We start from the raw sequence: 24,967 nt of genomic DNA on the forward strand, positions 1-24,967 counted from the left end.
AAACATGGAAAGGGAAAAAATTGTTGCGATCGTTAATGATTTTTTGATCAACGAGTTTGAAGTTGATGGCGATGAAATCAACAACGGGGCAAATTTTAAGAGCACTTTAGGCTTAGACAGCTTAGATTATATCGATATGGTGGTTGTGATCGAATCTAATTTCGGAGTGAAATTGGGTGAGGCAGACTTCAAAAAAATAGTCACTTTTGATGACTTTTATTCTACTATTGAAAATAAAATCGCTGAAAAAAACGCATAATTATTGATTAAACTTTATTTTCTTGTAAATTTTATTGTAAAATTAATTCAAAGCCTTTGTTGGATGAAAATCCTCTGCGAACTTAAAACATTATTTTGTTTTAAAAACTTTGCAGTCTTTGCGTTAAAAAATAAAGTCTGAAACGAGATATGAACAAGTGGAAAGGTAAATCTAAAGGGACGATATCAGGATATAGAATATTCGTCTGGTGTATTAGAAATATTGGGATCAGGAGTTCTTATTTTGTGCTTTATTTTGTTGCTGCTTACTACTTTTTGTTCGAAAAAAAGAGCAATCAATACATTTCATATTATTTCAAAAAGCGACTCAATTATAACTTCTGGAGAACGATAATTTCCAGATATAAAAGTTACTTTACATTCGGAACCGTTTTGATTGATAAAACTGCTATTTCTGCAGGATTGAGGGATAAATTTACCTATGAATTTGATGGAGTTGAAAATCTTAAAAATCTTTTAACCGAAAAAAAAGGCGGTGTTTTAATCAGTGCTCACATCGGAAACTTCGAAATTGCGGAACATTTTTTTGCTGATATTGATTTTGACTGTCAGATTAATTTAGTGACAACAGATCAAGAAGTTACAGTTATTAAAGAATATCTCGACAGCGTTACCGTTAAAAAAAGCAATATTAAATTCATTTATGTGAAAGATGATATGTCGCATATTTTTGACATCAATGAGGCATTGTCCAAAAACGAATTGATTTGTTTCACGGGTGACCGTTATTTTGAAGGTTCAAAATTTCTTGAGGCAGACCTACTCGGAAAAAGTGCGAAATTTCCTGCAGGTCCTTTTCTCATTGCATCCAGATTGGGAGTTCCGGTCGTTTATGTTTATGTAATGAAAGAGAAAAACCTTCATTATCATTTGTACGCAAGAGTCGCTCAACAAGTGAAAAAACGCGATGCACAAGGGCTTTTAAACTCTTACGTTCAAAATTTGGAGTCAATGATCAAAAAATATCCGCTCCAGTGGTTCAATTATTTTGATTTTTGGGATGATGTAGATTAAATTTTTCTACATTTACCCATTGAAAAACTAAGTAAAACTCAAATCATTAACATCAATTATCGTTAAGTATTCTTTGTTCCTAATTATTCACAAAGCTTGTCATTCCTAAGGAATCTAAGCGACGCTGAGATGCTTTCAGCATGACAAAAGAACTGCTTAACTTTAAAAGAATATCTTTCTCCTTTGAAAAAAGAATACGACATATTGGTCATCGGCAGCGGATTGGGAGGTCTTGTTTCAGCTCTTATTTTGGCGAAAGAAGGCTTAAAGGTCTGTGTTCTGGAGAAAAACAATCAATACGGCGGAAATTTACAGACATTTTCAAGAGATAAATTAATTTTTGACACCGGAGTTCATTATCTTGGTGGACTGTCACAAGGTCAGAACCTGCATCAGTTTTTCTCTTATCTTGAAATCATAGACGATCTGCAAATCCGGAAAATGGATGAAGACGGTTATGATAGAATTACTTTCGGAGATGATAAAATTGAATATCCTCATGCTCAAGGTTACGAAAATTTTGTTGAGCAATTATCTAAACAATTTCCTGAGGAAAGAGAAAATGTAGAAAATTACTGTGAAGAAATTCAGAGAGTTTGCAATCATTTTCCGAGATACAATATTGTTGGGAAAGATCATTACAACGAAGAAATTCTTCATTTAAACACAAAAAGATTTATCGAATCGATCACTTCAGATCAAAAATTACAGGCTGTTTTATTGGGTTCAAATTTTCTGTATGCGGGAGATTCTGAGAACATTCCTTTTTACGTTCATGCCTTAACGGTAAATTCTTACATTCAAAGTGCTTATAAATGTGTAAAAGGCGGAAGTCAGATTTCAAAACTTTTAATCAGAAAACTAAGAGAATACGGAGCAAATGTTTATAAACATTCCGAAGTTTCTGAAATGATTTTTAATGAAAATAATGTCTTAAGCTCAGTAAGAACAGCCGAAGGTAAAGAATATTCCGCAAAACAGTTTATTTCAAATATTGAAATCCGTTCAGCTTTAAAGCTGATTGGTGAAAAAAGACTGAAAAAATCTTTTCTGAACAGAATTCTGAGTTGGGAACCTGTTTCATCTTGTTTCAGTGTTTATTTGGTTTTAAAGCCCGATTCTATTGTTAATTTCAATCATAATATTTATCATTTTTCATCTGAAGAAATGGTGTGGAATGCTTTTAAATATAAAAAAGAAAACTGGCCTGAAACGTACATGCTGTCGTCAACTCCTGCAAAACAATATCCGGAATTTGCAGAAAGTCTGACTGCAATTTCCTATATGGACTTTGATGAGGTTAAAGAATGGCAAAATACATTTAACACTATTGCGGACGAGCATGAACGCGGAAAGCAATACGAAAAATTTAAGCTTGAAAAAGCAGAAAAAATGATTGATGCCTTGGAAAAGAAAATTCCTGACCTGAGAGAATCTATCAAAAGCATTTATACTTCTTCTCCGCTGTCTTACCGTGATTATATCGGAAGTTTCGGCGGAAATATGTATGGTTATGTCAAAACCTCGGAAAACCCTTTAAAAACAATGGTTTCTCCACGCACCAAAATTGATAATTTATTTCTGACCGGGCAATCTGTCAACATGCACGGGATTTTAGGCTGCACAATCGGTGCTTTTAATACCTGTGCGGAAATTTTGGGTAAAGAACTGATCGATGATCGATTGACACAAATGATTAATAAAAATAAAAGTGAAGAAAAATAGTATGTGGAATGCTGTCATTAAGAATGGAACAAAGTGGAGTGAAGAATCCAGATTGACAGGCATAGATTTCTCCTTTCGTCAAAATGACATTGGAAAAATCATTTTTTTTATTGTTTTAATACTCAATTTCACAGCTTGTGGTGTCAGAAAATCTATCAAACACGTTCCGGATGTACAGCAATATTCTTTAGAAATTCCGAAGGTCAATACTATCAATGACTCAACTTTTAGTTTTAATCAAAATTATTTAACCAAAAACAAACAACAGCTTTGGGAATTGTACGTCAAGGGAAATCCTTTACAATTAGGTTATAACAATGGAGCTTTAACGCAACCTTTAATGCAGAAACAGGAAGATATTTTCTTTTCTAAAGTGGAAGGCTTTGTGCCTTCAAAATTTAAGCAGAATCTTTTAAGAGGTTTCCTGAAATGGTACAATCGCAAAATGTATCTTAATATCAAAGAAGAAGACCAGGTAGAATTGTACGGATTATCTCAATATTCATCGAATAAGTTTGATTTTATTGCTCCGAAATTTCTAAGAAGTATGTATTTGCACGGTGCTCACGATATTGGTCACGCAATGCAGGATTTGGCGATGGTTGGTTGTACTTCTCTTGCAGTTTGGAATGAAAATACAGAAGACGGAGATTTACTGATCGGCAGAAACTTCGATTTCTATGTCGGTGATGATTTTGCTAAAAATAAATTGGTAGAATTCGTAGAACCGGAAAGCGGAATTCCATATCTATCGGTAAGCTGGCCAGGAATGATTGGTGTGGTTTCCGGAATGAATAAAGAAGGGATTACCGTAACGATCAATGCAGGTAAATCAAAAATTCCGTTGACGGCAAAGACTCCGATTTCTTTGGTGACGAGGGAGATTTTACAGTATGCAAAAAATATTGACGAAGCGATAGCGATTGCAAAAAAGAGAAAAGTTTTTGTTTCCGAATCTATTTTGGTGGGTAGCGCAAATGATAAAAATGCTGTAATCATCGAAGTTTCTCCGGACAATTTTGGAGTCTACAGAGTTGAGAATTCGGGTAAAGTTTTTTGCACCAATCATTTTCAGTCAGAAGCATATAAAGATGATAAACGAAATCAAAAACATATTATAGAAAGCCATTCCGAATATCGTTATGAAAAACTTCAGGAACTTTTGCAGGAAAATAAAAAGCTGAACCCTGAAAAAATGGCTTTGATCTTAAGAGATAAATCAGGATTGAAAGATAAAAAAATTGGTTATGGAAACGAAAAGGCGATCAATCAGCTTTTGGCTCATCACGCTGTTATTTTTTCGCCTCAGAAAAAATTAGTTTGGGTTTCTTCAAATCCTTATCAATTGGGCGAATTTGTATGTTATGATCTGAATGAAATTTTTTCGGATAAAAGATTGAAAAGTGGAGAGTTTGCAAAATCAGAATTGAATATTGCAAAAGATCCTTTTGTAGATTCTCAGGAATTTAAAAATTACGAAGAATACAAAAGGCTGAGTTCTCAGTTTGAAGAAGATAAAATCATTTCCGAAGAACTTATTGACCATTATAAATCATTGAATCCCGATTTGTGGCTGGTTTATTATCAGGCTGGAAAATATTATTTCAATCAAAAAGATTATCAGAAAGCGAAAATTGAATTTGAAAAAGCTTTGACCAAGGAGATTACCACGGTTCCGGATAAAGAAAATGTTGAGAAATATTTAAAGAAGACTTTAAAAAAGTTGAAGTAATTTAAAAAAATTAGTTATTCTCAGGACTTACTTTATTTAAAAAAAGAAAAGCTGCAATTCCCGAAATAAAAGACATTGTAGTTGCTAAAATCAAACTTCCGATCACATATTGCAGAAGATGATTTTTTACCAGATCAAAATTCAGTTCCTGACTCATAATATTACTGTCACCGCTCACAAAAGGTGCTCCCAAAAACAAAGAAGCAGCAATAATAAATGGAATAAATGGTGGTAAACTGACATTTGATGCTACAAAAGCCAGAACTTTATTGAGTTTAAAAAGTACAGACAGAGAAATGACCAGCAATGTATGAAATCCCCAAAAAGGAGAAAGACCGATGAAAACCCCAAGTGAAATTGAAAATGCTTTGATTCGGTTGCTTCCATCACTTTCCAGAACGTCTTCTTTGATGAATCTCTTAAAGCTTTTTTTTTTGAAATTATTGATAAAATTTCTCGGAATAATATAGACTAAAGTGATGAAAACCAGAATGGTATTCAGAATACTGATTCTCGTGAAATCTTTAAATGGTCTGAAATGTGAAACTCTTTCCGCCGGATCGTACAGAACTTTTATAGGAACGTTTTTCACAGGAATATGCCGCCACGCGGTTCTTACGATAATCTCGATTTCAAACTCAAATTTTGGCGTAAAATATTTCTTTGGGATTTTATGTAAAGGATATAATCTGTAGCCGGATTGCGTGTCTTCCAGCTTAATTCCGGTCTCAAACCAAAACCAGAAATTAGAAAAACGGTTTCCGAAGCTGCTTTTTTTAGGAATTCCGTCTTGTGACATATTTCGGTTTCCAATCAATAGAACGTCTTCGTTTTCATTCAATAAAGCCTCCACAAAAACAGGAATGTCGTCGGGATAATGTTGTCCGTCAGAATCAATCGTGATTGCGTGATGGTAATCCAACTCTTTTGCCTTTCTGAAACCGATTTTCAAACCATTTCCTTTTCCTTTGTTTTGAGGTAAATTGATGGTGGAAATCTGAGAATAGGTCTTCAAAATTTGTGAAGTAGAATCTGTAGATCCATCGTTGATGACAATGATGTTTTTGGTGTACTCCAAAACACCGTCAATCACTCTTCTCAGTGTTTTTTCGTTGTTGTACGTTGGGATGAGGATGCAGATTTTCCTTTCGGAAATTGCATTTTGTACTTCAGAAAGTGTCATTTATTTTAATGAATTTTTTTCTGTTGCGGTCATCGTTTTAGACTGCATTGCAAATTTCCTGATGTAGGTTTTCAGTGAGGCGTTTTGTTTGCTGTAATTGCTGAGTAGAAAGGTTTTGTCTTCTTTCAGATTCTTATTATACCCAACAATTTTCGGGATGTTTTCCTGAACGCTCATTCTTATCACACGCAGTTCTGCATTATTTGGATTGTTTTTGATAATGCTTTCCAGACTTGTAGCTCCGGATTTTACAAAAGATTTTCTCTTATTCTTTTCAGTGGTTACTTTGGCTTCAAGTATATTTGCAGCGGCTTTATATGCTGAAATTACAGGGTCTGAAGATGATTTTTTATCAGCAATTCCGATAAAGTTTTTTGCACCTTCAACAGATAGATTGGCTTTTGAATAAGAATTTCTCAAAGCTTCTAAATCACCACTTTGAAAAAATAAAAATAAACCGGCTAGTAAAGAAAATAGGAGTTTCATATTTTAGTATAATTGACTGACATTTTTAATGCAATAGTCTCGCCAAAAGAAGTTGTATTTTTTACTTTAATTTCAGTTTCACCTTCGTTAATATCCAATTGCATCGTTAAATCAGGCGTTTCAAAAGGATTGATGATCGCCATAAACTTCACGTTTGAAGCAGATTTCAGAAACAATTTTTTTCCAACAAACTCTTCTGTCAGCTCTTTTACGATCTGCATCATACAAACTCCCGGCGTCACAGGATTTCCCGGAAAATGACCTTTAAAAATATCGTGATCTTTATTCAAAGAAATTTTCGCAGTATAACTTCCGTTTTCTGCTTTTTCGTAGTTTTCTAAAGTATAAAAATCTGTAAGTATGGTTTGCATTTTTATTTGTTTTCAGTGATTTGAAATAGTTTGATATTGATTTTAAAATCTTTGTGCTGAAGATTGATAACCTCTGCAAAAGTAGTTTTTTTTGCCTCAAAAGTAAAATCGATTTTCTCTTTATTATTCTGTGTGTAAATGATTTGATTTAACAAACCATTTTCTTTATCGAAAAACAGATAATATTGTTTTTTATCAAATTTCGAAAGATAAATTTTGGAATCGTCATTCTCAAAACTTTCTTTTACAGGAAATTTTTGCCTTAATAATTCCTGAAAGTCATTTTTCAGGAAATTAATGACCATTTTTTTATCTAAATCTGCCAAAACATAATTAAGTTTAAAATCATTTTCAGATATTTCAAAATCGATCATTTTATTACCGAAATCCGAAGTCATCACAACCCGGTGCGTGGTTTCGGAGATTTTTTTAATGATTAAAATTCCGCTGATGTGATTTTTATAAACATCCATCTGGCATTTATAAACATAATCTTCTTTGGATGAAAAATAGAGATTTTCGACCGTTTTTTCTGTATTAGAAACTGGTTTTGCATCTTTTAACTGATACGATTTACAGGAAATCATCAGCAAAAGAATTGAACTATAAACTAAACTCAGAAGCAGGAATCGGCGCATTGATTTTTGTGTTTTTGAAAACAATATTCGTTGTATCGCCCGAAGCTTCGGTCATATTTACCTGTGAAACTGTTGACTGATTCTTAGGAAAATGAAGTTCGATCTGTTTAATATATTTCAAAAGCTGAGCAGACTTCGGGGTGAATTTCGCAATATTAGAACTTGAATTTTTCAAATAAACTACAGAAAATTCTGGATCGCTGAACATTTTTCCGTTTGAACTTCCAACGATTAATTTATTAATTTTCTCAAAAGTTTTGCTCTTTGCATCGACAGATGATTTTTTCCCCTGATCATTGATGAAAATTTTATTTTCCTTAAAAACGATGCTGTATTGATAAGGTTTTGTGTATTTCCAACTCAACATATTCGGAGATTTCAGAGACATTCTTCCGTAAGTAACGATGCTTTTATCCAAAAAATCCATCTTTTTGGTTTGAGCGAAATCGCTTTGCAGAGTTTTTATTTCTTTTGTTTCGGAAGAAATTTTTGTCACAAATGCTTTTGCTTCTGCTCCGGTCATTGCCGTATTCTGAGCAAAAACGAAACCTGAAATTAATAAAAATGCTCCGAAAGCTATATTTTTAATCATTTTCTAAATTTTTATAATGGAATCAACTGTACAAGTCGAATACTTTTTGTCCTTCAAAAATAACAATAATTCGACCAAAACATTGTACGTTTTCTCCGAAGTGTCGTGAAGAAGGATGATGCTTCCTTTTTTTAAATTTTTGGTTACTTTTTTTAGAATTTTCTTCTCGTCATCTGTGATCGTATCAAACGAACGAACATTCCATCCGATACTTTTTTTGTGAGTTTTTTTGATGGCCTTTGCAATATTTGGATTGGTAACCCCAAACGGAGGACGGTATAAATTGGTTTTTATATTTCCGACTTTAGAAATAATCTCATCACATTTTTCAATTTCTTCAACCATTTTTGAAGTGGACAAAAAACCTGTATTGTTTGAATGGGAAAGCGTATGATTTCCAATCGTATGACCTTCTGAGATAATTCTTTGAAAAATTTCAGGGTATTTTTCAATCTGTTTTCCGATACAGAAAAAAGTAGCTTTCACCTGATTTTCTTTTAAAATATCTAAAAATTTCGGAGTAAATTCAGTCGGACCATCATCAAAAGTCAAAGCAACTTCTTTGATTTTTGTCCTTTTATGAGTAATGCTGTTTACGAAATATCCTAACGTAATATCAAAAGACCCCCAAATTACAACTGCAGAAAACATCAAAAAACAAAACAAATAAACCCAAAAACTTCCCTGAAACATATAAATAAAAATGTTGCAGAAAATATAAAATATGATAAATGGATAGTGTTTCATTTTTTATTGTTTTTGTATTAAAACTTTAACAATCTATTTGTCATTCCGTAGGAATCTCGACAGTGTCTTAAATTTGCTTAGATTCCACGCTCCACTTCGTTTCGCTCTGAATGACAAAGACTCTGATTATTTTCATACAAAATAATCTAATAAATTAAGCTTTCTCCAACAAAACCAAACTATGGTCATTTCCACCAAGATTATTATACAAAAGGACATTTTTAATTCCTTCTTTTTTCACAGAATTAATCATCATCACTTCCGGAATCTCCTGGTTTTTAAGAATATGACAAGCCATAAATGTTGAAAAACCACTCGCTGTATTGAATTCTCCACTCAAATGTTTGCAATAAAGTAATGAAGAATTTGGAAATAATTCTGAAGCTTTTTGATAATAAATATCAGATTCTGAATCTCCGCTGAAACCTGAAATTACAGCATCAATATCATTATTCATCAAATTATTTTTCGCCAAAAAATCCTCAATAAACTGTTGAGTTTCGTCTAATTCTAATTTATTAATGATTTGAATAGCTGTAAGTTGAGCGTAAGAACTTTCCGTTTTCTCTTTTCCTAAAACAAAAAAACTTGAACCTTCACCCCAAATAACACCTTCGGTTTTTGAATTTAAATAATCAACCGGAAGATTTTCTTCTTTTTTGATGGAATTATTTAGCTTGTACAATTCCATTGTTCGTTCGGTTTGTTCGTCTGTTGAACCAACCAAAACGTTTTCAGCTTCACCATCGAGAATCTGGAGTTTAGCATCTAACAGCGAAAATTCTAGTGAAGAAGATGTGTTTACGTACGTAAAATTATAGCCGTGACACTGCAATCCCAAAGCAATTTGCCCCGAAACCGTATTATGGGTGGATTGAATGAAGTAAGTCGGAGTCAAAAACTCTTCATTATTATCAATCACATTTTTCAGAAATTTTTCGGAATCCTGTGAGCAGCCCATTCCGGTTCCTACGATGATGGCATCCGGTTTTTCAATTCCTGCTTCCTGTAATGCTTTTGTTGAAACTACGGAACTCATTTTTACGGTTTTAGACATTCTCCTGATCATTGCAGGTGGAATGAATTCTTTGTAAACAGGTTCAATAGCTTTTAAAACCTGAAATGAGTTTTCGGGTTTCAGATTTTGGAAAAAATTTTCATTTAAAGTGTCCTGAACCGAGATGCAGGCTGCACTGTTGATGTAAACTGCACTCATTATTTAGAAAAAATTAAAGTTGAACAGTTTCCTCCAAATCCAAAAGAATTGGAAAGTACGTGGTTGATATTTTTCTCTTTCAATTCTGTAACAGGTATCAAATCAAATTCTTCCATCTTGGTTTTGAAATTCAAATTTGGGAAAATAACGTTGTGTCGCATTGCCAAGATCGAATAAACAGCTTCAATTCCTGCCGCTGCAGCCAAAGTATGACCCGTAAATGCCTTCGTAGAACTGAATTCCGGAACTTTATTTTCACCAAAGATTCTGATCATCGCAATTCCTTCTGATAAATCATTATTCGGTGTTGCCGTTCCGTGAACGTTGATATAATCGATGTTTTCTTTGTCTAATCCGGAAACTTTCAAAGCTTTTTCCATTGCTAAATAAGCACCTTGTCCGTTTTCCGAAGAAGCGGTCTGATGATGTGCATCGTTTGCATTTCCGTAACCGGAAAGGTAAGCGAGGACTTTTTTATTTTCTTTTTTCACAACTTCATCAGATTCCAGAACAATAAAAGCAGCAGCTTCACCTAAGTTCAGACCTTTTCTGTCGTTGTCAAAAGGGGTGTTGTAGGAATCCGTGAGAATCATTAATGTATTAAATCCATTCAAAGTAAACTTCGAAAGTGAATCAGTTCCGCCAACAATTACGCGGTCGAGAACACCATTTTTAATGAGTTTTGCGCCCATCATAATGGCATTTGCAGCAGATGAACAGGCTGTACTGATGGTAGAAACCATACCTTTTAAATCCAAAAAATCTGCAATTGCCAAAGACGAATTTCCCGCATCGTGGGAGTCGATATATTTTTGCTTTTCAGGAAAATCTTCGTAAGTGTAGAAATATTTTTCGGTAATATCCATTCCGCCAACGCTTGTTGAGGAAATCAACCCGGTTTTATATTCGTTAATATCTGAAATTCCGGCACTTTTTACAGCTTCTTTTGCTGCAACCATTCCTAACAAAGTGGTTCTTGTTGCGTTGTTATCTTCATTCAACTGAAGTTTATGCACTAATTCTTCATTAGATAATTTTATTTCGCCGGTTTTAATATTTCCTTTGTGACGGGTTTCAAATAATTGAATGTCTGAAATTCCGTGTTTTCCGGTTGTCAACGAAATAAAATTTTCCTCAACATTGTTACCAATGGAGGAAATAATGCCCATTCCTGTAATGGCAATTTTTTGACCCATTTTTTAATAAATGTACAATGTATCAATTTAACCGTGTAACAATATTGGTAAACTGTTAGATTGATACATTGCTAGATTGAATTATTTCGTTCTGTTTTCTTCAATGAATTTCGCCATTGTATCAATCGACGCAAAAATTTCTTTTCCTTTTTTCGGGTCGGCTAATTTTATTCCGTATTCTTTATCAAGAAGAACGATTAATTCAAGAGCGTCGATAGAATCTAATCCAAGACCACCTCCAAATAAAGGATCTGTATCTTTGATTTCTTCTATTGCAACATCTTCAAGGTTAAGGACTTCAATGATTTTGTGCTTTAATTCTTCTCTTAAGTTTTCCATAAATAAATTTCATTTATAATGTAGCAATGTATCAGTTTAGCAATGTAACAATAGTTATTAGTATCATTTAAAAATTGGTAAACTGGTACATTTTTATATTGTTAGATTATGTAGTCAGCAAATATACAAAAGCATTATAACTTTCCTGATATAGTTCTACCCAGCCACATAATACCTTATCAGCCTTTCCTGACTGTAAAATCTGTTCTGAGTAATCATTTAAAAATTTTTCATCAAATTCATCTAAAACGAAAAAAGCATTCTCTGTCTGTATTTTGTGTTTGATACTTATTTCACCCACGCAAATGTTCGATAAGGTGTACACAAAAACCGCAGGACTCGGAAAATAATTTTCCTGAGAATTAATGCTTTCCTGATATTTAAAATCAGTGTCTAAACTTGATGATTTATTGGCGAAAACCAATGCTGTTTTACCGTGGTCTTCATCTTGTAAAATCATTTCAGAGGCTAGAAAAGCTAATTTACTTAAATTATCCATTTTATGAAATTTAGGATAATTCACTTCTAAACTTTTATAAGCTTCTTTTGCAAAATCTGAAAAGTTTTCAGTTGTAGTTTCAAAAATAATTTCGCTATTGAGAATGATTTTTGAGTTTTCTATGGTGCAAATGTTTATCTTCTTCATCGTTTTCATTTTAACATTTTTCTAAAACAATTGCAGCATTACACCCGCCAAAACCTGAAGCTGTTTTCAAAATATATTTGATTTCCGCAGGTTGGTTTTCTTTTATAATGTTCAAAAACTGGGAAGTTCCCATCTCTTTAAAGTTTTTAGATGGAATTAATATATTCTTCAATGCACTTTCCATTGAAATAATGCTTTCCAATAAACCTGATGCTCCTAAACAGTGTCCGTAATAACCTTTCATACTGTTCAAAGGAGCATTCTGTAATTCCATTCTGTTGAAAGCAATGGCTTCCATTTCGTCGTTGTATATTGTCGCCGTTCCGTGGGCAGAAATAAAATCGATTTCTTCTGCTGAAACATTGGCTTCTGTCATTGCGTTTTTTATGCTTGCAAATAATCCGTCACCAGTTCTCGATGGACCCGAAATGTGATTGGCATCGTTAATTGCAGAGTCGCCTAATATTTTAAAACTAAATCTTTCGTTTGAGATTGCTTCGTCACTTCTTCGTTCCTCACAATGACCTGTGATATAAACTGCTGCAGTTGCTTCCCCGATATTAATTCCGTTACGGGTTTTGTCGTAAGGTTTGCAAGGTTCTGAGCCGATTGCCTGGAAAGAATTAAATCCTGAAATTACAAATTCTGTAATTTCATCTCCGGCAATTACAAACGCATCTTTGTATTTTCCTGTCTGAATCATATTTTTGGCAACAGCAATCGCCATTACTCCTGAAACGCAGGCATTGGAAACGACAATCGGTTTTGTTTTAAATCCAAAAAAATCTGCAATTTTTTGAGCTAATTTTGAAAGGTAAATATCTTCCGGTAAAGTCGTTTGGTTTTTTAATAAGCTGATATTGCCTTTTGTTGTCGATAAAATAAAAGCGGTTTCTTCTGTGATGTTATGATTTTCAACCAAAGGTTTTAAGCTTAACAAAAACATTTTTTCGAGTCTTGTGAAATTTTTATTGTCACTCTGAGCGGAGTCGAAGAGTTTATTGAATTCATCTTCCAGTTTTTCAAAATCAATCATCGAAGCATAAAAAGCATCCTGATTTTCTATAATTTTATGTAAAGCTACACCTGATTTTCCTTCCAAAAGGGCATTCCAATTAGATTGTATATCAAATCCTAAAGGCGTTACACAATTATAATCTGTGATGTAAACTTCTTTTCTCATAATCCCATTTTGTCTTTCCAAGCCTGAAAAAAATCGGGATTGTATAAGCATAAATTGTTGTCAGAATCCAAAAAAACCTGAATGGTTTCCCCACTGCAGACCAACTTGTTTTCCTGATTGAAAATTTCATATTTATAAATCAGTTTTGCGGCAGTTGAATTCACAAAAGTGGTCACAATATTGAATGTTTCTCCATATTTTAAGGGAAGAAAATGCTCACACGTACTTTTTACGATCGGTGTTACAAATCCAGCCTTTTGAATATCAAGATAAGTCAAGCCGTGCAGCCTTCCGAAAGCTTCTCTTCCGTCCTCGAAATACACGATATAATGTCCGTGCCAGACAATCCCCAATGGGTCTGTCTCATTGAATCTTACGCGTACTTCCTCCGTACAGGTTAATATGTTTTCTTTAGACTGCATTTTGTTTTCTTTCGTAAAAAATGGAAATGGTTACCATCGCAATATAAAATAAAAATAAGAAAATCAATTCTTTTGCGATTCCGGTAAGTCCGCTGTTTCTTAAAATGATGTCGTAGTAAGCATTTAAACCCCAATTCATTGGTGAAAATTTAGCAACGGTCTGCATAAATTCAGGCATTAAGAAGACAGGAACCCAGATTCCTCCGACTGCTGCCAAAACAACAACCGAAGTCGCTCCAAAAGGAGCAGATTGTTCCTGAGTATCGGCTAAAGTTCCTAGCAAAACCCCGAAACCAATCGCTGCTAAACCTGCGAAAATCGTTACGACAATGAGATGAAACATTTTTCCTGTGACATCGAACTGCGGTAAATCCATATAAGGGAAAAGGTAAATTCCCACTGCAACCATCAGTAAAAACTGAATGATACAGATGATAAGATACGTAAATGTTTTTCCTAAAATATGGATGTAATAAGGCGTTGGACTTACACGAACTCTCACGCTCGTTCCCTGACTTTTTTCCTTAACTAAATTAATGGAAAGCGGTACGACGATAAAAAATATTGCAAACAATGCCCAAGCCGGAACGTTGTGCTGAACGGAATTTGGCATCACATCCATTTTTCCTTTTGTAGGCGTGATTTCTTTAAAGCTGATTAAATTTTTATTTTCATCAAGATTTTCCGTGGTTCCCAATTGATCCTGGAAAGCTTTGTAAATCTTTTTATTTTCGATCTCAAAGACCATTTTATTAACTGCATTCATCACATTGTTTTTGAAACCGATATTGGTTGCTGGATCAAAATAAAGATGAATGTCTTTGGCTTTTATCTCAGTGTTTTTCTTTGCAGAAGCAGAATCTGCTTCAATTCCGAATGAACTTACGATGGTCTGAACTTTAGAATCGATATTTGAATTTAAATCTTTCGTTAAATTTTCAGGAATGACAATCGCCATCTGATAATCTCCAGAAAAAACGGCATCTTGGGCAGATTTTTCATTGTAATTGGTCACTAACTCGAATGTTTTACCATTTTCGAGTTCGTGTTTTATATTTTTTGAAATTTCAGATTTGTCATTATCAATAAAAATAATTGGGATTTTTGATCCTTCCAGATTTTTGAAAGTAGAATCCTGAATCAATGTAATCGTTATGATCAGCAACAAAGGCATCACGAAAATGATCACAATTCCCCCGATATCTCTTTTCAACAAAAGAATTTCTTTAACGAAACTTCTCCACAATTTATACAACAACATCTCTTAATTCTTTTCCGGTTAATGAAATGAAAACATCTTCTAAATTTTCTGCACTCGCAACTCTGTTCACCAATTCTTCAGGTGTTCCGACAGCGTGGATTTTTCCGTGGTCGATAATAGCGATTTTTGTACAGAATTCTTCGGCTTCAGAAAGATGGTGCGACGTGTAAATAATACACGTTCCTTTTTTATTTAAATCCAAAAGATAATCAATGATTGCTTTCTTCGACTGAACGTCAACTCCGACAGTCGGCTCGTCCAGAAATAAAATCTTTGGATTGTGAAGCGTTCCTGCAATAAGGTTGCAGCGGCGTTTCATTCCGCCTGAAAATTGTTCGACTTTTTTATCTGCAAATTTTGACAAACCCATTAATTCTAAAGATTCATCAATGGCTTGTCTTAGTTTTTTATGACTTAAACCGTACAGGCTTCCGAAAAACATTAAGTTTTCTTTGGCTGTTAAAGTTGGGTAAAGCGCATATTCCTGTGGAACGATTCCAATGATCTGTCTTAATTTAAAACCATCTTTCTGAGGAGACAATCCGTTGATTTTAAATGTTCCCGAAGTTGGTTTTATCAATCCCGAAAGCATAGAAATTAATGTTGTTTTTCCTGCTCCATTTGGACCGAGAATTCCGTAGATTTCGTTTTTATCGATGTCTAAAGAAATATCATTAACCGAAAAGTCTTCCGAATTTTTGTATTTCTTGTAAAGGTTTTTTATTTCGATGATATTCTCCACGTTAAATCGCTTTTCTCAGTTTTTTATAAAAAGCCTCCTCCAAATCTGCAATATGCAACATCGATTTTGAAAGTTCGTTATAAATATTGCTTTTTGAATTTCGGTTTTTGTAAACTCTTGCAATATCTACGGCAAAATCTCTCCAAAGATCACCAATTGCGGTAATTTCTTTAGATAATTCTTTCAGTTCATCATTTTTAAGAATCACAGCAGCTTCCTGCAAAAATGCTCCGTAAATAAACCTGAATCCGCCACCGCCGGTTCCGATTTCCTCCTGCATTCTGATCAGTTGGCCTAAATAATGGTTGGTCACCTTTGTTCCTTTTTTCTCCGCCCATTTCGGAATATTTCTTGCCACCCATCTTATCGCTTTTACCCCAATAATCGGAACTGGAGCCAACATATTTTTGCAGGTATCTTTAATTCCTTTTTTGATCGCCTCTTCCAGATTTACATTTTCGGGAATGTAAGTCGGGTAGTACATATGACCTTTTGGAGGAAGTGCGCCTTTTGCATAACGTACTTTTTCTAATTCGGCTTCAGTAAGCGAAGTCGCGTAATCCATCACAGGATCACTGATCAGGAATTTGCCGTTTTCTTTTCCATACACAACCAAATTATGGGCGTTGAAATGGAATTTATATTCTTCAGGGAAATACGTAAGGTTAAATACTCCAACCTGTAAACCTGTAGGGATATTTTGTTCTAAATTTCTTTCTAAAGCTTTTTGAGCTTCTTGAGGATTAGAAAATTTTTCTCTTTTGATTTTAATTCCCAGCCTTTTTGCTGCTTTGCTGAAAATAGCTCCTGGCATTGGTCTGTAACTGAAACCTGGCGCAAAATTTACTTTTAAGAAAGGTAAATACACGAAAAACAATCCGGAACCGATTCCGAAAATCATAGGCTCACTGAGTTTTAGCCCTTTGTTGAGTAATAAATTGGATGCGACACCGTTTTCGCAATGTGCTGTCTGATGGTGTTCAAAATTAAGTTCCATTATTTTCCGTCGAAATTTTTTAATTCATCTACTGAAATTCCGAAGGTATCTGCGTATTTTTTCAAGGTAGAATCGCTTAGTTTTTTAAATATTTTTGGTTTTGCATGTCTTTTGACGGTCCATTGCCACATTCCGACATAGGCTGCGAGAACTTGCAAATCCATTTTATTGAGTTCCATAAAATAAATAACCGGACTTACGATATTATTGGCAACGTTTTGTTTTGCTTCTTCAATTCTTTCATTGATGAGTGCCATCGATTCGTCAAGGGCAGCTTTTTTGGCTTCCCAGCCGATGCTGTTTGCAGTGGTATAGTTATCGTTTTCGTCAGTTACATAGACCACTTCGGTCATATTCGCTGAGGTCAGACTGCTTTCGTCCTGTGGAATGTCTTGTTTTTTCACCCGAAAATATTGATATTTTGATAGATAGATGAAATTATTTGCATCCGTCTTCAGATTGTTTTTCAATCCGCTAAAGTAATAAAAATGCAGGACATAGGATAATGAAATGTATAGGAGATAAATGCTAAATTTAAAGCAAATTGTACCTTTAATCACATCATAAACAGATTAAATTTATGTCCGTCCGGATCTGAAAAAACAAAACCATAATATTCATCACCAAATTCTTCCGGATTAGAATTAAGCTTTCCACCTGCTGTTTTTACTTTTTCTGCCCAATTGTTAACTTCTTCTCTTGTTTCAGCGGATAATGTGAAGATGACTTCATTTGATTCCTGCTGGTTTGAAATGTTGACATTCGTGTTTTTGCTTAAAATATCTTTCAGGAAAAAATTGATCACAAAGCCATTGTCTCCAAAAGAAAAACTGGTCAGTCCCTGAGATCTTCCATTAGATTTGAATCCTAAATTTACATAAAACTCTGTAGTATGGTCAAGATCTTCCACGGCAAAATTTGCCCAAATCATATTTGATTTCATAATTGATTTTGTTAAAGGTTGATTGGTTACTGCTACAAAATTTGTTCCTTCAAAAGCGATCTGCGGATTTTATTTTTAAATGAAAGATGATGTAACAAACGCTTTCAGAATCCTACTTATTTAATATTAAATTAAAATTTCACTATGAAGAAAGTTTTTATTTCTCTTTCGCTCTTTTTCATGATCAATGCAATGGCGCAGAAATTTGATACGCAGACAATGACCGACGGTCAGGGTTATACGTACGAAACTGTAAAGAATGATCAGGCAGGAGTGAGAGTCTATACTTTAAAAAACGGATTGAAAGTCTATCTTGCCAAGAATGATGATGCTCCGAGAATTCAGACGTATGTACCTGTAAGAACGGGTTCAAACAACGATCCGAGTGATAACACCGGATTAGCGCACTATCTTGAGCATATGGTTTTCAAAGGCACTTCTCATTTGGGAACTCAGGACTGGGCAAAAGAAAAGGTTTTGTTGCAACAGATTTCTGATCTTTACGAACAGCATAAAGCAGAAAAAGATCCTGAAAAAAAGAAATCTTTGTACAAGAAGATCGATGAGGTTTCTCAGGAAGCTTCAAAATATGCAATTGCGAATGAATATGACAAAGCAATTTCATCTTTGGGTGCAACCGGAACTAATGCTCACACGTGGTTAGACGAAACGGTTTACAAAAACAATATTCCGTCGAATGAGCTTGAAAAATGGCTGAAAGTAGAAAAAGAACGTTTCTCAGAATTGGTTCTTCGTCTTTTCCATACAGAATTGGAGGCGGTATATGAAGAATACAACAGAGCTCAGGATAATGACAGCCGTTTAGTAAATTATGCTTTAATGGAAGCACTTTTTCCCAAACATCCAAACGGACAGCAGACTACAATCGGGACTTCAGAACATTTGAAAAGTCCTTCAATGGTAGCGATTCATAAGTATTTTGATACATATTATGTACCTAACAATATGGCAGTTGTATTGGTAGGAGATTTAGATTTCGACAAAACGATAAAGTTAGTTGATCAATATTTTGGAACGTTCAAATACAAAGAACTTCCAATGAAAAAAATGGTTTCTGAAGAACCGATGACGAAGGTGGTGACAAGAACTGTGAAAAGTCCGTCTGCGCCTAGAATGACGATAGCCTGGAGATCCGATTCTTATGGAACCAAAGATGCAAGATTGGCAAGCATGGTCGGTGAAATCTTAAGCAACAGTGGTGACGCAGGTTTAATTGATTTAAATATCAGCCAAAAGCAAAAAGTACTAAGCGCAGGAGCTTACGAATCTCCGTATAAAACTTATGGAGCATTCACATTATATGTCGTTCCAAAAGAAGGACAAAGCTTTGATGAAGCTAAAAAATTGTTGCTTGGACAGATTGATTTAGTTAAAAAAGGACAATTCCCGGACTGGATGCTGAAAGCGATCGTCAATGATATGAAAGTACAGCGTATGAAAGGTTGGGAAACTGCCGATGGTTTGGCAACAACGCTTTACAATGCTTATATTAACGAAAGAACTTGGCAACAGGAGCTTGACGAGATCAACGATTATGAAAAAATCACCAAAACAGATATTGTAAAATTCGCAAATGAGTTTTTCAAAGACAACTATGTGGTTATTTATAAAGAAAAAGGCGTGAATGATAAGTTGGTTCGTGTACAGAATCCTGCAATCACACCAATCAAATTAAACAGAGAAGCTCAATCTCCTTTCCTTAAAGATATTTTGGGAACAAAAGCAGGAGAAATCAAGCCTCAGTTTATTGATTACAAAACGGCTATCGCAACCTCTGAAATCAAAGACAAAAAAGTAAGCTTTGTACAGAATAAGTACAACAAAGTAGCTCAGGTAAATTATATTTTCCCTTTTGGAACAGATAACGATAAAGAATTGAGCCTCGGAGTAAGCGTTTTACAATATTTAGGAACCGATAAATATACACCAGAACAACTGAAAGAAGAATTCTATAAATTAGGAATTTCAAACAGCTTCAGAACTTCAAATGACCAGACAATCATCTCGTTGAGTGGGCTGGAAAGCAATATGAAGAAAGGTGTAGAGCTTTTAAACCATTGGATGACCAACGTAAAAGCTGATAAAGCAATCTACGACCAAACGGTAAAAACGATCCTGGAATCGAGAGAAGTTGCAAAAAAGGATAAAACAAGAATCATGGCAGCACTTTCCAACTATGCGAAATACGGGAAAGATTCAAGAATGACAGATATTATTCCTAAGCAGCGTCTGGAAAATATCAATGTAGATGAATTGATGTCTAAAATCAAAACCCTGAATCAATATCCTTACGAGATTTTCTTATACGGAGAAGATCAGAAAGGTCTTGAGAAAGCGGTGAAACCTTTCGTTGCCAACACAAAAATGCAGCCTGCAAAAGCTAAAGAATATGCAGAACCGGTTACCGAGGGTAAAGTATATTTCACACCTTACGATATGGTACAGATGGAAATGGCAAAAGTGGCAAAGGCTAAAAATGTAGATTTGACCAACTTTGGAAAAGTAAATGTCTTCAACGAATATTTCGGACGCGGATTGTCTTCTATCGTCTTCCAGGAGATCAGAGAAAGTAAGTCTTTAGCATATTCTGCTTATGTTTCTTATGCTCCGGCTTCTGAAAAGAACCACCCGAACTACGTAACCAATTACATCGGAACTCAAGCGAACAAACTGCCTCTTGCGGTAAATGCAATGAACGATCTGATGGCAGATTTCCCGCAGATTCCTGCACAGTTTGAGAACTCTAAAGGTTCGGCATTGAAGCAGATTGCCTCAAACAGAATCAACAGAACGAGCGTTTTCTACAATCAACTTGCGTTGAAAAAACTGGGCATTGACTATGATTTCAGAAAAGATGTTTACGCAGAAATTCAGAGCCTGACATTACCTCAGCTGACCGGTTTCTACAATTCTGATATTAAACCATTAAAATACAACACTGCCATCATCGGGAAAAAAGAAAACCTGAATATGGAGTCTATCAATAAAATGGGAGAATTCAAAGAAGTGACTTTAGAAGAAATCTTCGGATATTAATTTTTCATTAATATAAATTGTTTGAAGTGAAGCAGAAATGCTTCACTTTTTTGTTTCTGTATGTAAACTGGTAAGACTGAAAAGTATGTATATTTGAGAGTTAGCCAATAATCATTAGAAGGAAATTGAAAACGAAATAAATATAATAATAAACTGAAAAAATAATAGCAGACTAAAATGAAAGAAATCTACTCAAACAAAATTTTCAATTGGATTTTGATAGTAATTTCAATAATTACCCTAATTGATACTTCTTATCTTTTAACAACAGATTTTGAATATTGTAATGTTTTAACTTTAAGAATAATTCTTTTTATCATTCCGGCTTTATCATTATTGTCATTCTTCGTCATTAAGCTAAATAAAGAATTTTACTCACGATTATTTATTTTAGCCAATTTAATTGCTCCAATCATTTCAATATATTATCGGTTTTTGGTAGATCTACTTTTTTACTCGGTCACGAGAACTGATGTTATCTCAAATCCTGCAATTCATGTAAAATTATTAATTGGCATTATACTTTTTCATTTTTCAATTAAATTTTCTAAAAATTCAGAGAAGCAAAGAGAAAATGAATATGGAATTATGACTATGATTTACGGCATCTTTTTGATCATTCTTTCCTGTAGTAAATTATTTCATACCGATTCATTCAATTTTTCAGTAATTGAATTTATAATAAAGGTTTTGCTGTGTTTTGGTGTTGTTTTAATTGGAAATAAATTGAGATTAGAGAAAATAACGTTTAAGAAATACCTAATTCTGACATTGATTTTAACTGTGGTTATCACATTTTTTTAAGACTAATATGAGATAAATAATAAATTTTACCCAATCTGTATACTTCTTGCTTGTAGCTATATTTTCCTGCAAAAAGAAAGGTAATATCAAGTTTATTTTTGAATATAAGAGCTTGACAGATAGTTATTCTTCACAAAACGAGATATTTACCACATAGCAATCATAAAGGTTTAATGGATGTTGAGTTTATTAATTCAAATTCAACTTCTTGATATTCAAGTTTAGGACTATCAATTTTTTTAAATTTAAGTCTTTCTAAAAGTTTTATGGCCGGATGATTGTCACGATTGGTTACAGCCCAAATACGTTTGAGCTTCATTTCCTTTAATCCGAAATCACTCGCCAATGATAAAGCCTGTGTCATATACCCTTTCCCCTGCGATTCTGGCAGCAAAACGCAACCCAATTCTCCGTCGTCATTTTCAAATCCTCTATAATAACCACAAGTTCCCAGGATCTTATTGGTAGCTTTATCTGCAATTCCCCAATGAACAGAATTTCCCTCAAAGTAATCTTTGTTGATTTTATTCTGCATTTCTGCGGCGATCTCTACCGTTGTTGCCTGTACAGTATCGTAAAAAGAAATTTCCATCAGATCAGGCATATCTGCAGCGGTAATGTTTCTCAATGAAATATTTCCGTTGGTAAGTGTTGGAAAAATAGAATAGGGAGGTCTTTTCATGGGGTTGATTTTAACACATATTGCAAGAATTAAACGTGAAATTTACTTTCTCTTCTTGTACTTCAGATGGATCAAAAGATATATTTCATTCTTTTCAAGATCATTGCACCAGGTACGCTCAGTCACTAATGCATTTTCATAGAGATAAAGATCTTCCATATTGTTGACGTATTCTAATCTTTCAGAAGTTTTATATTTAAAAAATGAAATAAGATTCACCTCATCACCAACTTCTGGTGCCATGGGAAATTCTACAGAGTTTTCAAACTCAAATTCTATATCGTAGGAATAAAACCTTACTTTAACGCTCATATTTTTATTTTCATCAAATATAAACTTAAATTGTCTAGTCGCTGCGTCAATTCGAGTGTTTTTCGAAGAAAAATGTATCGAGAATCAAGATTGTAAACCATTCTATTGAAAAACTTCTCGATACAGATTCTTTTAGAATTTTATTTGAAGTGACGATGTGAAAAACGTAATTAAATTTAGAAAAACAAAAAAAGCCAACTCAAAAAGTCAGCTTATATTATATTTAAAACAAAGTTGTTTACGATTTCAGTTCCTGAATAAACAGACTAATCTCTGTACGAATCAACAATTCTTCATGCAAAAAGGTTTCGCAGAAAATATTGCAGATGTTTTCGTATTGAGAAATCAATGAAGCTTTAGAAATGATTTTATCACCAACTTTCGGTAAGGCAAAAATTTCAATCTTCTTAATATTGGTAATGAAACCAATCACTTTTGTATTTGACTCAGGGTTTGCAAAAAAACTTTGTCCGAGAATCGAGGATGAGGTTTGTGCCGAATGTTCTATAAGACCAGCTTCTAAAAATTCGTTGTTGTGGACGAAGATATTATCTGAAGTAATTTTAAAAGAAGTCACCACCTTTTCAGGAGTTAGCTCAAGAATATAATCAGCCATCAGCATCGGTTTGCGATGAGGTAAGAAATGGTGGATGTTGATGAGGTTATCTTCTTTTGACTCCATTTAAATTGTTTTTTTGAAACTTTTAAATTATATCATTTCGCCACTTCGAATAGATTTTGAAGAACTCATATCGAGAGGTTTATGTACTAAAGTTTTCGATATAAATTCGTGCAGAATTTTAGTCGAACTGACGAATTGTTTTAAATCTATTTTACAACCGTTTTCATCTGCGATTTTGCAATTACGGTTTCATTTATTTTAGTGATGATTTCTACTAAAGTTACACCCAGCATTTCATTCAGAATAGTAGCTTCGGTAATCAGTTGATCTCCAACTTTTGGCAAGGTATCTGTTTCAAAAGATTTTATCGCACCAATATAACCTGTTGGAGCGTCTTTTCCTAGAAGAAAATATTTATATCCTGTGTGCAGAGCCACACTTTGAGCCTGATGTTCTATCAGTCCTGAAGCCTGAAAAATCCCGTCATGCACAAAAATATTGTCTTCTTTGATCGTAAAGCCGGAGATCACATGGTTTTCAGAATATTCTGAAACTTTGCCTACCATTACAAAAGGAAACTTTTGCGGAATAAGGCTTTCGACAAAACTCTGGTCAGAATTGGGTAAAGTAATTTCCATTATACAACAGTTAGTAACGAACAAGAATAGGCAAATCTTCCGCTTTCAGGTACACATAAAAGAATTTTTTCTCCTTTTTTCAGTCTCCCTGAATTCATCAGCTGTTCAACAGCAACGAAAATAGATCCTGCGCCAATATTTCCAATTTCTGAAAGATTATAGAACCATTTTTCCCAAGGGAAATCTAATCCTACGTTTGCAAATTCTTCTTTTAAACCTTCTTTGAAATAACCTGAAGAAATATGCGCCAAAACGTGGTCAACAGATTCTGGATCAAGCTGATGTTTGTCAAAAGATGCTCTTAAGCTTTCAGCACCTTTTACCAGAATATATTTATCTAAAATTTTAGTGTCTTGTTTTAAAGCAAAAATAGATTGTTTCAACCATTCGTCCGATGGGTAATCTGCCCAGGATTTCAGGCTTCCGTCTTCCTGCTTTTCACAACCTGAATACATACAAGCTTCAATTTCGTGAGCGTAAGAATAGAAATCAATCCAATCGATTTTTAAAGAAATTTGGTTTTCTCTAGGCTTATTTTCTAATAAAAATGCACCTGCGCCATCAGAAAGCATCCACCTAAGGAATTCTCTTTTGAAAGCAATGATTGGTCTTTCTTCCAAGAGTTTCAGGTTTTCTGCTTCATGATCAAATTTGTCGGCAGTCATCCAGGAAGACATTTTTTCAGAACCTGCACATACGGCAGCTTCCTGTACTCCTGCTTTTATGGAAAGAAAACCGTAGTTTAAAGCATTCATCCCAGAGTTACAAAGTCCTGTTGCGGTATTAATTTCGATAGACTTACCAATATTAAGCTCACCGTGTACCATAGATGCATGTGAAGGCTGGATCTGATCAGGAGAAGTAGTTCCTACAGATAATAGTTTCAGGTCTTCTTTTTTGAAATTCTCATCAAAAAGTCCTTCAACTGCCTTTGCAGTAATCTGAGCATTAGAATGGGTAGATTCTCCGTTTTTATCTAAAGCGTAATATCTCGTCTTAATTTTGTTGTTCCTTAGAATTAAAGCTCTCGCTTTAGAAGGTGTATTATTTACTAAGCCAAGATAGCTTTCCATTTCGTCATTCGAAACCGGCTCATTCGGCAAGTATGTTGAAGCTTTTGTTATAAATACGTCGTGCATT

General features: G+C 34.2%; 27 protein-coding genes. 5 read left to right on the forward strand and 22 right to left on the reverse strand.

The features are described 5' to 3' along the window. The first annotated feature begins 4 nt into the window (after window positions 1-4). From K0R77_RS14995 to K0R77_RS15010, 4 genes are all read left to right on the forward strand, one after another. Window positions 5-259 (forward strand): acyl carrier protein, encoded by a 255-nt coding sequence (locus K0R77_RS14995; RefSeq protein WP_300354066.1) that lies wholly within the window; start codon window positions 5-7, stop codon window positions 257-259. Window positions 260-408: 149 nt separating this feature from the next. After that, entirely contained in the window at window positions 409-1,293 is an 885-nt protein-coding gene (locus K0R77_RS15000; protein WP_300354068.1) for a lipid A biosynthesis acyltransferase, read from the forward strand. A 183-nt stretch (window positions 1,294-1,476) separates the two neighbouring features. Next, on the forward strand, window positions 1,477-3,018 hold the full coding sequence (locus tag K0R77_RS15005) for an NAD(P)/FAD-dependent oxidoreductase (protein WP_300354071.1): 1,542 nt from the start codon (window positions 1,477-1,479) through the stop codon (window positions 3,016-3,018). Next, window positions 3,005-4,750: a C45 family autoproteolytic acyltransferase/hydolase gene (locus K0R77_RS15010; RefSeq protein WP_300354074.1), complete on the forward strand. Its 1,746-nt coding sequence runs from the start codon at window positions 3,005-3,007 to the stop codon at window positions 4,748-4,750. Before K0R77_RS15005 ends, K0R77_RS15010 begins: the two co-directional genes overlap by 14 nt. 10 nt (window positions 4,751-4,760) lie before the next feature. Here the strand turns inward: K0R77_RS15010 and K0R77_RS15015 are convergent, their stop codons facing one another. The 17 genes from K0R77_RS15015 to K0R77_RS15095 form a co-directional block, all read right to left on the reverse strand. Next, the gene (locus K0R77_RS15015; RefSeq protein WP_300354076.1) at window positions 4,761-5,933 is read right to left on the reverse strand and encodes a DUF2062 domain-containing protein; all 1,173 of its coding nucleotides are present in this window, start codon (window positions 5,931-5,933) and stop codon (window positions 4,761-4,763) included. After that, complete coding sequence (locus K0R77_RS15020) at window positions 5,934-6,419, reverse strand: hypothetical protein (protein WP_300354078.1); 486 nt, start codon at window positions 6,417-6,419, stop codon at window positions 5,934-5,936. Next, entirely contained in the window at window positions 6,416-6,790 is a 375-nt protein-coding gene (locus K0R77_RS15025; protein ID WP_300354081.1) for a 3-hydroxyacyl-ACP dehydratase, read from the reverse strand. The genes K0R77_RS15020 and K0R77_RS15025 overlap by 4 nt, the downstream gene beginning before the upstream one ends. A gap of 2 nt (window positions 6,791-6,792) precedes the next feature. Beyond that, on the reverse strand, window positions 6,793-7,377 hold the full coding sequence (locus K0R77_RS15030) for a hypothetical protein (protein WP_300354084.1): 585 nt from the start codon (window positions 7,375-7,377) through the stop codon (window positions 6,793-6,795). A gap of 16 nt (window positions 7,378-7,393) precedes the next feature. Then, entirely contained in the window at window positions 7,394-8,020 is a 627-nt protein-coding gene (locus K0R77_RS15035; RefSeq protein WP_300354087.1) for an outer membrane lipoprotein carrier protein LolA, read from the reverse strand. A gap of 3 nt (window positions 8,021-8,023) precedes the next feature. Continuing rightward, complete coding sequence (locus tag K0R77_RS15040) at window positions 8,024-8,767, reverse strand: polysaccharide deacetylase family protein (protein WP_300354090.1); 744 nt, start codon at window positions 8,765-8,767, stop codon at window positions 8,024-8,026. A gap of 154 nt (window positions 8,768-8,921) precedes the next feature. Further along, window positions 8,922-9,983: a beta-ketoacyl synthase N-terminal-like domain-containing protein gene (locus K0R77_RS15045; protein ID WP_300354093.1), complete on the reverse strand. Its 1,062-nt coding sequence runs from the start codon at window positions 9,981-9,983 to the stop codon at window positions 8,922-8,924. Then, on the reverse strand, window positions 9,983-11,179 hold the full coding sequence (locus K0R77_RS15050) for a beta-ketoacyl synthase (protein ID WP_300354095.1): 1,197 nt from the start codon (window positions 11,177-11,179) through the stop codon (window positions 9,983-9,985). Before K0R77_RS15050 ends, K0R77_RS15045 begins: the two co-directional genes overlap by 1 nt. Before the next feature lie 81 nt (window positions 11,180-11,260). Then, the gene (locus K0R77_RS15055) at window positions 11,261-11,518 is read right to left on the reverse strand and encodes a phosphopantetheine-binding protein (protein WP_062163352.1); all 258 of its coding nucleotides are present in this window, start codon (window positions 11,516-11,518) and stop codon (window positions 11,261-11,263) included. Window positions 11,519-11,624: 106 nt separating this feature from the next. Beyond that, window positions 11,625-12,164: a 3-oxoacyl-ACP synthase gene (locus K0R77_RS15060; protein WP_300354102.1), complete on the reverse strand. Its 540-nt coding sequence runs from the start codon at window positions 12,162-12,164 to the stop codon at window positions 11,625-11,627. A 10-nt stretch (window positions 12,165-12,174) separates the two neighbouring features. Further along, a complete protein-coding gene (locus K0R77_RS15065) occupies window positions 12,175-13,347 on the reverse strand; it encodes a beta-ketoacyl synthase N-terminal-like domain-containing protein (protein ID WP_300354104.1) in 1,173 nt (390 codons plus the stop codon). Then, on the reverse strand, window positions 13,344-13,769 hold the full coding sequence (locus tag K0R77_RS15070) for a thioesterase family protein (RefSeq protein WP_300354107.1): 426 nt from the start codon (window positions 13,767-13,769) through the stop codon (window positions 13,344-13,346). Before K0R77_RS15070 ends, K0R77_RS15065 begins: the two co-directional genes overlap by 4 nt. Then, window positions 13,759-15,030, reverse strand: coding sequence for an ABC transporter permease (locus tag K0R77_RS15075; protein ID WP_300354110.1), 1,272 nt, complete (start codon window positions 15,028-15,030; stop codon window positions 13,759-13,761). Before K0R77_RS15075 ends, K0R77_RS15070 begins: the two co-directional genes overlap by 11 nt. Then, on the reverse strand, window positions 15,017-15,772 hold the full coding sequence (locus K0R77_RS15080; protein ID WP_300354113.1) for an ABC transporter ATP-binding protein: 756 nt from the start codon (window positions 15,770-15,772) through the stop codon (window positions 15,017-15,019). Before K0R77_RS15080 ends, K0R77_RS15075 begins: the two co-directional genes overlap by 14 nt. Before the next feature lies 1 nt (window position 15,773). Then, window positions 15,774-16,769 (reverse strand): BtrH N-terminal domain-containing protein, encoded by a 996-nt coding sequence (locus tag K0R77_RS15085; protein ID WP_300354115.1) that lies wholly within the window; start codon window positions 16,767-16,769, stop codon window positions 15,774-15,776. Further along, the gene (locus K0R77_RS15090; RefSeq protein ID WP_300354118.1) at window positions 16,769-17,173 is read right to left on the reverse strand and encodes a hypothetical protein; all 405 of its coding nucleotides are present in this window, start codon (window positions 17,171-17,173) and stop codon (window positions 16,769-16,771) included. The genes K0R77_RS15085 and K0R77_RS15090 overlap by 1 nt, the downstream gene beginning before the upstream one ends. A gap of 152 nt (window positions 17,174-17,325) precedes the next feature. Further along, window positions 17,326-17,712, reverse strand: a complete 387-nt coding sequence (locus tag K0R77_RS15095) for a VOC family protein (RefSeq protein ID WP_300354121.1) — start codon at window positions 17,710-17,712, stop codon at window positions 17,326-17,328. A 144-nt stretch (window positions 17,713-17,856) separates the two neighbouring features. Between K0R77_RS15095 and K0R77_RS15100 the strand changes: the two genes are divergently transcribed. After that, window positions 17,857-20,769 carry a pitrilysin family protein gene (locus K0R77_RS15100; protein WP_300354124.1) on the forward strand — a complete coding sequence of 971 codons (2,913 nt, stop codon included), beginning with the start codon at window positions 17,857-17,859 and terminating at the stop codon, window positions 20,767-20,769. Window positions 20,770-21,733: 964 nt separating this feature from the next. Here the strand turns inward: K0R77_RS15100 and K0R77_RS15105 are convergent. The 5 genes from K0R77_RS15105 to K0R77_RS15125 all read right to left on the reverse strand — a co-directional run bounded on the left by K0R77_RS15105 (window position 21,734) and on the right by K0R77_RS15125 (window position 24,966). Beyond that, on the reverse strand, window positions 21,734-22,255 hold the full coding sequence (locus tag K0R77_RS15105) for a GNAT family N-acetyltransferase (RefSeq protein WP_300354126.1): 522 nt from the start codon (window positions 22,253-22,255) through the stop codon (window positions 21,734-21,736). 42 nt (window positions 22,256-22,297) lie between these two features. After that, the gene (locus K0R77_RS15110) at window positions 22,298-22,567 is read right to left on the reverse strand and encodes a hypothetical protein (RefSeq protein WP_300354129.1); all 270 of its coding nucleotides are present in this window, start codon (window positions 22,565-22,567) and stop codon (window positions 22,298-22,300) included. Window positions 22,568-22,805: 238 nt separating this feature from the next. Beyond that, the gene (locus K0R77_RS15115) at window positions 22,806-23,249 is read right to left on the reverse strand and encodes an ABC transporter permease (protein WP_300354132.1); all 444 of its coding nucleotides are present in this window, start codon (window positions 23,247-23,249) and stop codon (window positions 22,806-22,808) included. A gap of 146 nt (window positions 23,250-23,395) precedes the next feature. Beyond that, window positions 23,396-23,827: a hypothetical protein gene (locus tag K0R77_RS15120; protein ID WP_300354136.1), complete on the reverse strand. Its 432-nt coding sequence runs from the start codon at window positions 23,825-23,827 to the stop codon at window positions 23,396-23,398. After that, window positions 23,827-24,966: a beta-ketoacyl-ACP synthase III gene (locus tag K0R77_RS15125; protein WP_300354139.1), complete on the reverse strand. Its 1,140-nt coding sequence runs from the start codon at window positions 24,964-24,966 to the stop codon at window positions 23,827-23,829. Before K0R77_RS15125 ends, K0R77_RS15120 begins: the two co-directional genes overlap by 1 nt. Window position 24,967 lies beyond the last annotated feature (1 nt).

Origin of the sequence: Chryseobacterium sp., assembly GCF_029240215.1 — a bacterium.
Taxonomy (GTDB): Bacteria; Bacteroidota; Bacteroidia; order Flavobacteriales; family Weeksellaceae; genus Chryseobacterium.